The organism is Sneathiella sp. P13V-1 (assembly GCF_015143595.1).
GTDB lineage: Bacteria > Pseudomonadota > Alphaproteobacteria > Sneathiellales > Sneathiellaceae > Sneathiella.
Window position 1 is genome coordinate 1 of sequence record NZ_WYEU01000002.1, and the last position, 13,807, is coordinate 13,807.

A 13,807-nucleotide genomic window follows, 5' to 3' on the forward strand; every position below is an offset into this window, starting at 1 on the left:
GAAAAAACGACAAGATCAGGGCTCGAAACATCCAACAAGATGTTCTGTCCACCCTCAACCGCAACAACTGTACCGCTTGCACTGCCACTTACTGTACCGTTTTCCGTCTTCGCCATTATCTCTCTCCGGCATCATTATGCTCATGAGCATTAAAATTGATTACGAAACATCACACTTCGTTTAATTGGATTACATACTATATTAGTATTAAATCAATTCCATCCCTCATTTGGGGTACATTCGCGGAAAAAGCGTAAAATTTTATCTTTTGGGTATGGTTAAAATTGGGCGTCGGGTTTCGAGCCTAAAAACCACAGCCTATAGTCAGCAAAATTGGGAGTATTCTTATGGTTCCAATCTTTAAACGCTTACTGGGAAGTGCGCCCTTGTGTGGGGTAGTGTGCTTTCTGACCTATCCCTCTATGGTTGTATCGGCAGAGGAGCCAAAGCAATATGAAGTTGGTGTGGCTTATATTCTGACGAAACCCGACGTAAAAATGTGCGGCTACTACCAAAACGATAACGGGGAAGAAGTTCCTGAGCTTTCAAAAATAATCAGGCGGAAAGATACGAGCGTTATCAAATATTCGGACGGTCGCACTATTCGAGGGAATGTGAAGATGACGGATTCTGAAAGAACGTGCTGCGTCAAAGGAAGATGCAGCTATCCGAAAGAGAACCTGTTTATAAAATAAAAACCCGGGCGGTGATTTTCACCGCCTGGGTTGAGGGGATTAAGTCAAATCAAAGCGGTCGGCGTTCATCACTTTTGTCCAGGCCGAGATGAAGTCGGAAACGAATTTTTCCTTTGCGTCATCTTGGGCATAGACTTCTGCATAGGCCCTTAATATGGAGTTGGAGCCAAAGACCAGATCTGCTCGGGTCGCTGTATATTTCACTTCACCTGAGTTGCGATCCTGAATTTCATACAGGTTTTTGCCTGCTGGTTTCCACGCATATTGCATATCGGTCAGGGTCACAAAGAAGTCGTTGGTCAACTGCCCTTTTCGTTCTGTAAAGACACCATGTTGGGATCCGCCGTAGTTGGTATCCAACACCCGAAGACCACCAAGCAACACGGTCATCTCTGGCGCTGTCAGGTTCATCAATTGAGCACGATCCAGCAGGAGTTCTTCTGGTGTGACAACATAGTCTTGTTTCTGCCAATTTCGGAAACCATCCGCAACAGGCTCCAGCGGGGCAAAACTATCTGCGTCCGTCTGGTCTTCTGTTGCATCACCGCGACCTGGAGAGAAAGGCACCTTCACCTGAATGCCAGCCGCATTTGCGGCTTTTTCAACACCAACATTACCGGCAAGAACAATCATGTCTGCCACACTGGCGCCGACATCGGTCGCGATAGCTTCCAGAACTGACAGGACTTTTGCCAAGCGCATGGGCTCATTTCCTTCCCAGTCTTTTTGCGGGGCAAGGCGAATGCGGGCACCATTGGCACCACCGCGCATGTCAGACCCGCGATAGGTGCGGGCGCTATCCCATGCGGTTGCAACCATCTCGTTGATGCTAAGACCGCTTGCAGTGATTTTCGCTTTCGCGTCTTCAACATCATAACCTGTTGGCCCAGCAGGGATCGGATCTTGCCAAATCAGATCTTCGGTAGGAACATCTGGCCCGATATAGCGGGCTTTCGGCCCCATATCGCGGTGCGTGAGTTTGAACCATGCACGGGCAAACACCTCAGAGAAGTACTCAGGGTCTTTGTGGAAGCGTTCGGAAATCTCTCGATAGATCGGATCCTTGATCATCGCCATATCCGCATCAGTCATGATCGGATTGGTACGAATGGATGCGTCTTCCACATCAGCAGGACGATCTTCCTCTTTGATATCCACAGGTTCCCACTGCCATGCGCCGGCTGGGCTTTTCTTCAATTCCCATTCATGTCCGAGCAACATATCGAAATAGCCGTTATCCCATTGGGTTGGATTGCTGGTCCACGCGCCTTCAATGCCGCTGGTAATGGTGTCGCGTCCTTTGCCGGATCCTGACGGATTGCTCCAGCCAAGGCCTTGATTTTCCACATCTGCGCCTTCTGGGTCAGCCCCGAGAAGACTGGCATCTCCGTTGCCATGGGCTTTACCAATCGTGTGGCCACCAGCGGTAAGCGCTACAGTTTCCTCATCATTCATAGCCATGCGAGAGAAGGTTTCGCGCACTTCCAAAGCGGTTTTAAGTGGATCAGGTTTACCGCCAACGCCCTCCGGGTTCACATAAATCAGGCCCATTTGAACGGCGGCAAGCGGGTTTTCAAGGCTGTCCGGTTTGTCATCACTGTCATACCGACCCCGATCCAACCATTCTTTTTCAGATCCCCAGTAAATATCTTTTTCTGGGTGCCAGATGTCTTCGCGGCCAAAGGCAAAGCCGAAGGTTTTAAGGCCAACGGAAGAGTAGGCAACTGTACCTGCAAGGATGATCAAATCCGCCCAGGAAAGTTTATTGCCGTATTTTTTCTTGATCGGCCAGAGAAGGCGGCGGGCTTTATCCAGGCTGACATTATCCGGCCAGGAGTTCAATGGGGCAAAGCGTTGATTGCCTGTGCCGCCGCCACCACGCCCGTCTGCTGTTCGGTAGGAACCCGCAGCGTGCCATGCCATGCGTACCATAAGACCACCATAATGACCCCAGTCTGCGGGCCACCAATCCTGACTATCTGTCATAAGAGCGTGCAGATCTTTTTTGACGGATTCAAAATCCAGTTTCTGAACTTCAGCACGATAATCAAAATCAGATCCCAATGGATTTGTTTTCTGATCGTGCTGATGCAGGATGTCGAGGTTGAGCGCGTTCGGCCACCAATCAGTGTTGGATTTACCTGATTGGGTGTTCCCTCCGTGCATGACGGGACATTTTCCTGAACTCATGATCTTCCTCCTTCGATGAACAATTGTGTTTTTCTAATGAAGAAGGTAGGGCCGTTTTTGCATTTAGTAAAATTGATTAAATTGAAAATAACGTTCAGTATTTTTGAATTATGGATCTAGGGGAGTGTCTGATCACTCTCCCCAAGGGGGAGCTGCATAATTACTGAATCCATCCAGCGACCAAATTTGAAACCGATAGACCTTATGGTGCCGGCGTGGATGAAGCCCATCTTTTTATGAAAATTGATGCTGGGGTGATTGTTAGAATCTCCAATCACGGCGACCATCTGTCGATATCCAGCGGCTTCACATTGCCGGATCAGTTCTTCCATTAATAGGCGCCCAATCCCAGATCCGCGGGCGTTTTGATCCACATAGATCGAGTTTTCGACCGTATACCGGTATCCGGGACGCGGGCGGTAGGAGGAGGCGTAAGCGTAACCCATCACCTGACCATCGACCTTTGCCACCAGATATGGAAATCCTTTTTCTGTAATGGTGGTTTGTCGGTCGGTCATTTCTTGCACAGTTGGGGGCTCGTCCTCCCAACTTGAAACTCCATTTAGTACCTGATCTTCATAAATCCGGTGGATTGCTGGTATGTCAGAGTTTTGAACGGGACGAATGGTGGCAGAGGCGTGTGAGAAGGTCATTAGATCAAACCTGATATGTACAAAGCGAGAAGCATAAGAAGACCAAATAATGCCTGCAAAATGGCACCTCCAGCAAGGATCTTGATGGATTTGTTTTCAGTTGAAGTTGCCAGAGCGTCTTTCCGAACCAGCCAATAGTAGCTGTCATTTGGAAAAATGGCGATAAAGGAACCCAGACAAATGGCAAAAACAGCAGAGGCTGGCGGCAAAGTGGAGGCTGCGACAATCGGTGCCGTGACGGGAGAGATTGCTGCAAACGTTGCCATGCTTGATCCTTGCATTAACTTGAACATAGCGGTGAGCGTGAATAAGCCAATAATCCCCAAGGCACCATCAACAGCTGGAAGCAGATTTTGAGCATCTAAGGATGTAGTGAGTATGGCGCCAAACGCGCTGGCTGCACCGATGATAAATAGAAGTAATGCGGAGCGACGTATGGCTTCTTCCAGACATTCTCTTCTTTTGTCAGATGCAATACTTGCCAGCGCGAAAGCCGCGGATAATATCAACGCCCCTTTAGGGGTGGTGAAAAAGTCCACTGCGGGAAAAGATGTGAAATCAACCATCCAGCCAAGGATTAATAGTCCAAATAGTAAGCCAAACGGAAACAGAGCGACTAATGCTGATAGGTCGCCTTTAATATCAGGAGGTGAGGCGTTTTCTGAGCTTATCGGTTTATACTTAAAATTGACCCACAAGATACCAGCGGCCCATACAGGGAACAGAAATACCAATCCGTAAATCAGCAAAGAAGGATCCGTTGCCCCAAGGCCCGTCGCAACGATCAAGGGGCCTGCAGGAAATAGAAGTTTAAATCCGCTATAGGCACCCATCGCGACAATGAGTTTGCGTCTTCCCGCAACGGGAGACAGCGCGGCATAGGCCGTGTCCGGGCAAATCATACCCGCACCGGCAACAGGTGACGTAAAGGCGGCAAGCAACGACGCATCCCCAACGGTTTTTCTGGATAGTACTGCGGACAAGGTAAAGGAGGGGAGCAGGATGAGCGCGAATTCCCCTAACGCATATCCCCATCCGCGATTGAAAGTGCTGACCAGTTCATTGGCTTCCATACCGTTCAGCAGGCCGAGGGATAAAGCTATGACGATAAGCCAGATAACCAGAGGCCAGTCAGGGAGTAATCTGTTTATGTTGATTGATGATAAGTTGGCTGAAGTCATGACGCGAAACCTTTTGTATGCTCATAACATCATGATAGATTTATAGTAGATCCTATAAAAACTATGATTTAGGAGTATTAATCATGAGTTTTTCTCATGGAGAAGATCATCTTCCATCCATTCGGATGTTGCGCGCAGTTGACGCTGTTGTCCGGTTGGGAAGTTTCACCAAAGCGGCGGATGAACTGAACGTCACCCAAGGAGCCATCAGCCGGCAGATACAGGAGCTGGAAAAGCTTTTAGGCGTTCAGTTGTTTACAAGGGAAGGGCCCAAGCTAACGGTGAATGAGGCTGGTCAGGAGTTTGTGAGCCATGCGGCCATTGCCCTTGGAACCATCAGGGAAGGAATGCGGGCCGTCAGGGATCAAGAAAAGGAGAGTTTTGTAACGCTTTCCATGTTGCCGTCGGTCGCGGCCAAATGGTTGGCGCCGCGGCTTGGTAGATTTTCTGCAGAAAACCCTGATATTGACCTTCGGGTAACAGCTTCCCGTAATCTGGTGAATTTTAAAAAAGACGGTGTAGATATAGCTATTCGATATGGCAAGGGTCATTGGCCGCACCTCGATGCAAAGCCTTTGTATAAGGAAAGTGTTTTCCCTGTCTGTTCCCCGAATTTTCTGAAAACCCACGATCTCAAAACTCCATCCGATTTGGCGAAAGTTATGCTTCTGCACGCGGATATTGAGGAGGATTGGCATGCCTGGTTTGCAAAGGCCGGGGCGGAGAATGTGGGCGTGCCGCGTGGGCCCAGACTTGGCGATGATACAACTATCTTGCAAGCCGCAATTGATGGTCATGGGGTTGCGCTGGGCCGTTCGGCCTTGGTGGTTGATGACCTGATGGCTGGGCGATTGGTCATCCCATTCGATATTTGTCTTAGCGCAACCTACAGCTACTGGCTGGTAACGCCAGAAGGTGTAGCGCCAACCGCCCAGATGCAGCAAGTGGAGCGTTGGATTGTGGAGGAGTTTACCAACATGCCCGCGATCAACCCGTCTTTATATGTGCCGCAAGCCAATTAAGTTTTCCGTCCTTCCAGATTATTTTTGATATTGAGAAGGGAGGCAGACGCCTCTTCATCAATGGCGGCGATCATTTTATCTGTGATGGGTTTGGGGCGCGCCGGATTGATGAGGGTACGGGTGTATTTACATTGATTCCCCACCTGTTCGGCGTCGTAGCGGACAATGATCGTTCCGGTGAATGGGGTATGTGTCTCCCCAATCCAGAGCTTGCCTTTCTCCCAATCTGTCACCTTCCAGTTGAGGATCGCTTCGCCTGTTTTCGTGTGCCATTTCTCAAGGAAGGTATCTCCGGTGACCAAAGGTCGATCTTCGCTTTCAATATGGTGAGAGGCAAAAATCCACTCCGGCCAGGAATTGGGATTGCTCACATAATCCAGAACTTCTTCGGGTGCCGCATCGATCAGAATATTGTGGCTGCGTTCAAACTGGTAAGTTTCGCTCATGGGTTTCCTCCTCCGGCTATTATTTTGATTTTTGGTGCCGGTTTAAAAAAGTTGTTACTCAACAACTAAATGCAGGCTAGGGCAGAACTTGAAAACCGTCAACATGGAAAATGCCGCAACTCTGGTTATAGAAAATCACGATCATGTGCATTCACGAAAACTATTCGTAATTCACAAAATCTGTGTTTAACATGACCGCCGACGATTAAATCCAATAACCAATAAACAACAGGAGATGGAATGTTTAGTCATGTAATGGTCGGTGCCGACGACATCGAAAAAGCAAAGACTTTCTATGATGCGATCCTCGGCGCGCTGGGTCATGAACCGGGTGTGGTTGATGAAAAAGGTCGTGTTTTCTACATCACCAAAAAAGGTGTGTTTTCAATCAGCAAGCCAATCGACGGTCAGCCTGCAACTCACGCCAATGGCGGCACAATCGGTTTTGCGGCGGCGTCTACTGAAGATGCGGATAAATTCCACGAAGCAGGCCTCGCCAACGGCGGTACAACATGTGAAGACCCTCCAGGCGTTCGCGAAGGCCGTGTGAGCATGTATCTTGCCTATTTACGCGACCCATCCGGCAACAAAATCTGTGCCCTGCACTATGTGAGATAATCTCTGAGTCCAGAAAATACAGCGCCTCCCGGCTTTCGGGCCGGGAGAAATGGTAGCTATTTTAGTTTTATTATTGGATAGCCGTTTGGAAAGGCATTATCCTTTACTTCAGGCGAGTAAGAAATAACTAGGTATATTTCATCAAATAAATTTTCTACTAGCTCTAATGTGTCTTTAAATTCCATAACATAACGGTATTTAAGGAAAGCTTCGTCTGTAAAGATTGTGAGCCAGATTTCCTGTAGATGGTCTGGTTTTCTTGATATTTTCTCGTTTTTTTTATTTATTATCTCGTTAATGGCGAATTCTAATTCGCCCTTGTCATAGACATGCCAATCGTTTGGATTGATGGATTGGTTAGTGTTTTTTGCTTTAGCGTATTGTGCAACTTTTTCCTCGTTTACAAGCTCAGTAATTTCAATGCCGATGTGCTTTTGTTCTTGAGTTATAGCTTGTAGATCAGGAAAAGGTTCGTTGCCCTCTTTATCGTCGAGAAGTGATAGATTGCTGTATTGTTCCAATCCCAAAGTATTGAGATGAAGGAGCAGCTCTCTGCCAACATCGAGTTCCTCTGCTTTTCTTGTTTCTTTGTCGGAGCCAGAATATCCAAAAAAATTGGCATAGCCTCTTCTCCGATTGACGATTTCGTGTACAAGTTTAGCTATTTCATCCACATCTGATTCAGAAATTAGCAATCTCCAAAAAGTAATCCTTTTGGTTATATATGTAATGTGAACTTTATTAGTACAAGTGGGATGACCTACTTGTTTCCTATGATTGCTTGTAAATTTCTCTCACAGCCGCCCACAACAATACCTTCGAATACCCCTCATGAAACCAGCCTAAAGCGCGGAATAGAAATCCGGTTCTTGGATTGCCGAGTTTGTCGGTTTCTTCGGGTAGGACGGCGGAGCCGAAATAGAGGTGGGTGGTGTCATCTTCACCGGGGCGGAGGGTAAGCCAGGTTCGGATGGGGCTGTTTTGCACGGCGAGGAGGAGTTCATTTTCCGATCGCTGTTCCACCTTCCACATGGCAAACTGATCACTTTTGCCGGACGCCAGATTTTCCACACCCTGCCGTGTGGTGGGGCTTTTCGCGGCGATTTTCAGGATAAACCGTTCCAGCTTGAACACCGGGCTGTCAAAGAAGGCGGTGATATATTGCTCCATGGTGATCGGGGTAGGGACTTCAACGCAAAAACAGTCCACCTGACAACCGAGGGTGTCTTTATATAGTTGCATGAAACTTGGATCGGGGAGGGGGGATTTCCGCACTTGTTTCATGAGCTACGCCTTTATTTACAAGGTTTGAAATTGCCGTGGGGTGAGGCCCACCGCCTTTTTAAAACTGTTGGTGAAGTGGGCTTGCGAAGAAAAACCGCAGGCGAGAGAGACTTCTGCGATGGACAGCCTGCCAGCGGCTAGCATTTCCTTCGCCTTCTGGATGCGGATATTGTTCAGGTATTTATGGGGCGGTAGAGCAAAACTCTGCTTGAACATGCGGGCGAAATGATAACTACTATATCCCGCAAGGGCGCTTAGATCCTCAATCCCCATGGCCTCACCAAAATGGGTGTGTAGGTACTCATCCAGCCTTTTGCAGATATGCTTGGGTAGGCCGCCTTTGACATCTGGCAGATCAGCGGGCTGCCGCGCGTAATTTTTCAGGATATGGATCATAAACAGATCCGCCGCCGCGGTGAGGGCGAGCTTGTTTGATTTCTCCTCCCAATCGAGGGGGAGAACCGCATATTTCAGGATATTTTCCGCGTAATTGTCCGCCTCAAAAGTGAGGTCCTGAAGCTCCACCTGTCTTGGGTCCCGATCCAGCACTTGCATCGCGAGAGATTTGATTTTCTCAGGACTGAAATAGAGGTGGAACATCTCCAGCGGTTTTGGGATATGCCAGCGGGAGCGATGATCCTCTGGCAGCAGGCAGATTTTCCCGGGCGCGCCGCCGATGCGCGGGCCATTGGAATAGATCCGCTCGACCGATTGGCCACCGTTCAGGTAGATGCTGAACGTATGGTGGCCCGGTTGATCATAGGCCGCTTCGCCATCTTCGTTATACCATTGGGCCACAGACAAGCCATCGCCCAGATCCGCAGATCGTAAGGCGGTTGCCCCTGCATGATGCAGGACATTAAATACATCCTGTTTGAAAACTGACTGTGTCATTGGCGCCCAATCCATAACTGACGCAAAAATACGGGGCTTTTAGGTGCGCTGCAACAAAGTTGAGTGTGCAGAAATCACAAATGCGCAAGATTTTGCAAAAAATACCTGAAAAATGAAAGAAAGGGGCGATGGATACTGGCAAAAAGCTCCTCCCTCAAAGGAGTTTAGTATGTCGATTTTTCTCTACGCCCTGACAGTTGTGATTTGGGGCCTTACCTGGTTTGCGATATCTTTGCAGCTCGGCCCTGTCCCGGTGGAACAGTCCATTGCCTATCGTTTTGGCTTGGCGTCTATCGTGCTGTTTGCAGCGCTTTTGGTGATGCGAAAAAATCTGGTACTGCCTTCGCGTGCACATCTAAGGCTTTTGGGGCAAGGGTTATGCCTCTTCTCCCTTAACTTCATTTGTTTTTATTTTGCCACGGATAAAATCCCGAGCGGTCTAGTCTCGGTGGTTTTCTCCCTCGCAACCATACTAAACGTCATTAACAACCGGTTGTTCTTTAAAACACCGGTATCCGCAAAGGCGGTATTCGGCGGCATGATGGGGCTATTTGGTCTTGCCCTTCTAGTGCTGCCCACCGTTGATCAAAGTGGTGACTTGCAGGAAGTTGCCATCGGCCTTTTGTTGGCCTTCTGCGGCACCTACTGTTTTTCTCTCGGCAATATGATCGGGAAATGGAACGCTGCCAACAATGTGGATACGGCGACAGGTAATGCCTTTGGTATGCTTTACGGCACATTGGTTTTGGTCGGCTTTAGCAGTTTTATGGGACAACCGTTCACCATTGATCTATCCCCCACATATTTGGGCGCGCTTGTCTATCTGGCGATCCCGGGATCCGTCATTGGATTTACAGCCTACCTGACATTGGTCGGACGTATCGGCCCGGAAAAAGCCGCCTACGCCACGGTCCTTTTCCCGGTGATTGCGTTGATGGTGTCATCCTTCTTCGAAGGCTATAACTGGACCCCCGCCGCCATAGCCGGCCTCGTCATCGTCATGATGGGCAACGTGATCGTGTTTAGCCCGGCGGGAATGTTTGGAAGCATGTGGAGGCGAAGTGCGGTGTGATTTACAGACAGGATTTAAGATCAAGGTTTCTTGCGCATTAGAAAATTATAAATAATACTTTAATTTTCTTCGGTCACTATATTGCGAATAGCAAGGGAGGTGACGAGTGCAGAGCGATCAAAACATCCTGGATCATCAGAGTGCTGATGATCTAGAAGAGGCGCGGCTTCAATCTCTTCAAAATTATGAGATCCTTGATACGGCAGCAGAGCAGGCTTTTGATCGATTGACACAGTTGGCGTCTACTTTCTATGCCTCCCCAATTGCGCTTGTCTCTCTGGTCGATCGGGATCGGCAATGGTTTAAAAGCAGGGTGGGACTTGATGCTGAAGAAACCCCTCGAAGTCTGGCCTTCTGTCACCACGCAATCCAAGGGGATCAGGCTTTTATCGTGAACGATGCGTCGAAAGACGATAGGTTCAAGGACAATCCTCTTGTAACGGGAGCTCCAGACATTCGATTTTATGCAGGCGCACCCTTAAAGACACCTGATGGCCATAAGATCGGAACTCTGTGTATTATTGATCAGGAACCCCGAACAGATTTCAGACAAGAGGACAGTGAACAGCTGAGGTTGCTTGCCGACATCGTTGTCAGCGAGATGGAGCTTCGGATCAAGAACCAGAACTTGAATCTGGCGATGAAGGAAGTTGAAAAAGCCTCCAAATCAAGGTCGGATTTCCTTTCGTCCATCAGTCACGAAATCAGAACCCCCTTGACTGGTGTGATCGGATTGGCAGATGCGCTAGCAGACTATGATATCGCACCGGAAGGTGCTGAAATTGTTGAAGGAATTCAGTCCTCTTCCCAGATCCTTATGGGCCTTCTGAACGATGTTTTGGATTATGCAAAGCTGGAAGCCGGAAAGTTCCAGATCCACCGAAAGAATGTAGATTTTCCAAAATTTATCGCCAACATCCAGCGGATTTGGCAGAAAATTGCAGAGGAAAAGGGTTTAACCCTCAAAATGAATTTAGAGGCAAACCTTCCAAAAGTGATGGCCATGGATGAGCTGCGTGTTAATCAGATTCTCAACAACATCCTGAGCAATGCAGTGAAATTCACCAAAGAAGGAGAGGTGCATGTCACGGTGTCACCTTCCAGAATCGACGGAAAAAAGGCCGTAAAGATTGTTGTTACGGATACCGGCATAGGTATGTCAGAGCAGCAACTTGCAAATCTGTTTTCTCCTTTTGAGCAGGCAGACGCTTCAATCGCTCAGGAGCATGGAGGGACGGGGCTCGGTATGGCGATTACACAGAACCTGGTCTCTTTGCTTGGAGGGCAGATCACCTGTGAAAGCCAAACTGGAAAAGGAACCACTTTTACGCTGGGCTTCTTGGTGCGACAGCTCAATTATGATCACGATAACACCCCGGCAGCGACCGGAGCCGTTCAGCAAACAAAAAGAATTCTGGTTGTTGATGATATGGACATCAATCGGATGATAGCAAAACATATTATCGTAAAAATGGGTCATGTATGCGCTGAGGCGAATAGTGGGGAAAAAGCAATTGAGCTTCTCAAAAATGGGGAGTTCGATGTCGTGGTAATGGACCTACATATGCCTGGTATGGATGGAGTGCAGACAAGTGCTGAGATCAAGAAAATGAAGAGTGATCAACGCATTATCAGTTTAAGCGCAGATGACACGATCGACATCAGGGGTGACCAGAGCGTGCTGTTCGATGGGAGTTTGATTAAGCCCCTCACGCGGGAGAAAATGGAGGAAATGCTGCGATGGTTCTGAACAGGGCTTTACTCATAAGGTAATTGCAAATCAGCAGGTAGCCCGAGCCATTTTTTGGCTTCGGTTTCATCTTGAAACACCATCATTTCAAATTTGTCGGGGTCTAGTGTGGCGGTGGTCATGCGGGATGTGGCGAACATGAACTGGGAGGAGACAAGTTGTGCAATCCGATAGAACCCTCGCTTCTCGTGATTGCGCGCCATGAATTTGGCGACTTCTCTTGTGTCTTCACTAGAAATGTTGATGTCAACGCAAACCCTGAAATCAACGAGTACAGGCGTTCCCTTTTTGAGATCAGGAATTGCGTTTAGTTCCTTGGACGCACCCAGTACGATTTCTTTGTTCAGCTTTTCTCCATACCGAACAAAAACAACCCCAGCTTCCCGATCATAATGCACTTCGTGCTGCATCCATTCCACCCGCATAATTCACCGCCAAGAACCATAACGGATCACCCCTTAACAAATACTATTTTTGCATGAGGTCATTTAGGAAATTAAGTGTTTTGTGGGTTTTTAGGTGAAAAAACTTGCGGATATTCGCTGTTTCGCAAATAAACGCTGATAAAATGAAAATAATATTCCCGTAACAGTTATCTGCCATTACACTGTAATTCAGGGCGTGCTGATATAAGGTGGGGAAAATGAAAAAAATAATATTAGGGTTGATGATGGGTGTCGTAATGGGTGGAACCGCGTTCGCCAAAGATAACAGGGTTGATGGATTGCGGCCGGATGCACCGGAACTTGCCAAGCCGGGCGAGGCTACCATCGGCGTCAGAACCGTAAGTCTGGTGAATAAAAACCAAAAAGATATCTTAAAGGTAAAAGCCGGTGAAATTCATCCAACTTATGACCGACCCCTCACATTGGAGGTTTGGTATCCTTCAGGTGAAGATAAGCGGGGAGGGGTGTATAAAGACGTCTTTATCCGGGATGGTCATACAAAAGTAGATCTTCACGGTCAGGCGGTGCGGGATGTCAAGCCTGCAAAACTTTCAAAACCGGCTCCATTGGTGATCATTTCCCATGGATATCCTGGGAACCGCTTTCTGATGAGTCATCTGGGTGAAAATCTGGCGTCCAAAGGTTATGTCGCCGTGGCGATTGATCATACGGAAAGCACATATGACAACAAGGCGGCTTTTGGCAGCACGCTTGTAAACCGGGCGCTGGATCAGAATTTTGTCCTCAATGAAATTGATCGCTTAAGTAAAGAAAAGGGTCATTTCCTAAACGGTCTTGTGGACACCTCTTCAACGGGGCTTATTGGATATTCCATGGGTGGATATGGCTCTGTCATCACTGCGGGTGGTGGTGTTACGAAAGCCAGCGTAGATTACGCATGGGGTGCGCCTGATAAGACGCTGATGCCGATGATGGCAGGGGCGAAAGAGCATGAAGCGCTGATGGATGATCGGTTTAAGGCGATCGTTTCTGTGGCTCCATGGGGTATGAATTATGGCTTCTGGGATGCTAAGGGTTTGAGCGGTGTGCGGGTGCCGATGTTCTTTATCTCCGGCAGCGTTGATGATGTTTCAGGTTATGAAAAAGGAACGCAGGCTATCTTTAAAAATGCGGTGAATGTGGATCGATATTTACTCACTTTTGAAAATGCAAACCACAATGCGGCAGCGCCAATTCCAGCACCAACCGAGTCATGGAAGCCAAGCAAACATCTAGATTTTGTCCCGTTCGAACATTATGCGGATCCGGTTTGGGACACCCTTCGCATGAACAATATCATGCAGCATTTTGTAACCGCATATTTCGGGATGCACCTGAAAGGGGAGGCGGACAAGAAAGCCTATCTGGATCTTGTACCAGATTCTGCTGACGCGGTTTACGCGGTGGAGAAAGACGGAACATTCAAACCTGAGCATAATTACTGGAAAGGTTTTGCGAACCGTACGGCAAAAGGGCTTAAACTAGAATTTATGCCGAAAAACTAAAGTTTCTCTAATGCGACATAAGCCGATCCTTGCATCGGCTTATGTTATAAT

The 13,807-nt window shown here is 48.1% G+C and carries 14 protein-coding genes; 6 read left to right on the forward strand and 8 right to left on the reverse strand.

Annotation, left to right across the window (positions count from 1 at the left end):
* Positions 1 to 347 precede the first annotated feature (347 nt).
* The gene (locus tag GUA87_RS06945) at positions 348 to 695 is read left to right on the forward strand and encodes a hypothetical protein (protein ID WP_193715849.1); all 348 of its coding nucleotides are present in this window, start codon (positions 348 to 350) and stop codon (positions 693 to 695) included.
* A 39-nt stretch (positions 696 to 734) separates the two neighbouring features.
* Here the strand turns inward: GUA87_RS06945 and katG are convergent, their stop codons facing one another.
* The 3 genes from katG to GUA87_RS06960 form a co-directional block, all read right to left on the reverse strand.
* Positions 735 to 2,885, reverse strand: a complete 2,151-nt coding sequence (katG, locus tag GUA87_RS06950; RefSeq protein ID WP_193715850.1) for a catalase/peroxidase HPI — start codon at positions 2,883 to 2,885, stop codon at positions 735 to 737.
* A 116-nt stretch (positions 2,886 to 3,001) separates the two neighbouring features.
* Positions 3,002 to 3,538: a GNAT family N-acetyltransferase gene (locus tag GUA87_RS06955; RefSeq protein WP_193715851.1), complete on the reverse strand. Its 537-nt coding sequence runs from the start codon at positions 3,536 to 3,538 to the stop codon at positions 3,002 to 3,004.
* Positions 3,538 to 4,719, reverse strand: coding sequence for a hypothetical protein (locus GUA87_RS06960; protein ID WP_193715852.1), 1,182 nt, complete (start codon positions 4,717 to 4,719; stop codon positions 3,538 to 3,540). Before GUA87_RS06960 ends, GUA87_RS06955 begins: the two co-directional genes overlap by 1 nt.
* Before the next feature lie 83 nt (positions 4,720 to 4,802).
* On the opposite strand from GUA87_RS06960, the gene gcvA reads away from it, so the two are divergent.
* On the forward strand, positions 4,803 to 5,741 hold the full coding sequence (gene gcvA / locus GUA87_RS06965) for a transcriptional regulator GcvA (RefSeq protein WP_193715853.1): 939 nt from the start codon (positions 4,803 to 4,805) through the stop codon (positions 5,739 to 5,741).
* Here gcvA and GUA87_RS06970 read toward each other — a convergent pair.
* Positions 5,738 to 6,187: an SRPBCC family protein gene (locus tag GUA87_RS06970; RefSeq protein WP_193715854.1), complete on the reverse strand. Its 450-nt coding sequence runs from the start codon at positions 6,185 to 6,187 to the stop codon at positions 5,738 to 5,740. The two genes, gcvA and GUA87_RS06970, sit on opposite strands and share 4 nt — an antisense overlap.
* A 240-nt stretch (positions 6,188 to 6,427) precedes the next feature.
* Between GUA87_RS06970 and GUA87_RS06975 the strand changes: the two genes are divergently transcribed.
* Positions 6,428 to 6,805 carry a VOC family protein gene (locus GUA87_RS06975; protein WP_193715855.1) on the forward strand — a complete coding sequence of 126 codons (378 nt, stop codon included), beginning with the start codon at positions 6,428 to 6,430 and terminating at the stop codon, positions 6,803 to 6,805.
* A 56-nt stretch (positions 6,806 to 6,861) separates the two neighbouring features.
* On the opposite strand, the gene GUA87_RS06980 is transcribed toward GUA87_RS06975, so the two are convergent.
* From GUA87_RS06980 to GUA87_RS06990, 3 genes are all read right to left on the reverse strand, one after another.
* Positions 6,862 to 7,479 carry a hypothetical protein gene (locus GUA87_RS06980; RefSeq protein WP_193715856.1) on the reverse strand — a complete coding sequence of 206 codons (618 nt, stop codon included), beginning with the start codon at positions 7,477 to 7,479 and terminating at the stop codon, positions 6,862 to 6,864.
* Between the two features lie 97 nt (positions 7,480 to 7,576).
* A complete protein-coding gene (locus GUA87_RS06985; protein WP_193715857.1) occupies positions 7,577 to 8,089 on the reverse strand; it encodes a hypothetical protein in 513 nt (170 codons plus the stop codon).
* A gap of 15 nt (positions 8,090 to 8,104) precedes the next feature.
* Entirely contained in the window at positions 8,105 to 8,983 is an 879-nt protein-coding gene (locus GUA87_RS06990; RefSeq protein ID WP_193715858.1) for a helix-turn-helix transcriptional regulator, read from the reverse strand.
* A gap of 169 nt (positions 8,984 to 9,152) precedes the next feature.
* Between GUA87_RS06990 and GUA87_RS06995 the strand changes: the two genes are divergently transcribed.
* Positions 9,153 to 10,055 (forward strand): DMT family transporter, encoded by a 903-nt coding sequence (locus GUA87_RS06995; RefSeq protein ID WP_193715859.1) that lies wholly within the window; start codon positions 9,153 to 9,155, stop codon positions 10,053 to 10,055.
* Between the two features lie 106 nt (positions 10,056 to 10,161).
* Positions 10,162 to 11,805, forward strand: a complete 1,644-nt coding sequence (locus GUA87_RS07000; protein WP_193715860.1) for a GAF domain-containing hybrid sensor histidine kinase/response regulator — start codon at positions 10,162 to 10,164, stop codon at positions 11,803 to 11,805.
* Between the two features lie 8 nt (positions 11,806 to 11,813).
* Here GUA87_RS07000 and GUA87_RS07005 read toward each other — a convergent pair whose 3' ends face one another.
* Complete coding sequence (locus tag GUA87_RS07005) at positions 11,814 to 12,215, reverse strand: STAS/SEC14 domain-containing protein (protein ID WP_193715861.1); 402 nt, start codon at positions 12,213 to 12,215, stop codon at positions 11,814 to 11,816.
* Positions 12,216 to 12,448: 233 nt separating this feature from the next.
* Between GUA87_RS07005 and GUA87_RS07010 the strand changes: the two genes are divergently transcribed.
* Positions 12,449 to 13,756, forward strand: coding sequence for an alpha/beta hydrolase family protein (locus tag GUA87_RS07010; protein WP_227711790.1), 1,308 nt, complete (start codon positions 12,449 to 12,451; stop codon positions 13,754 to 13,756).
* Positions 13,757 to 13,807 lie beyond the last annotated feature (51 nt).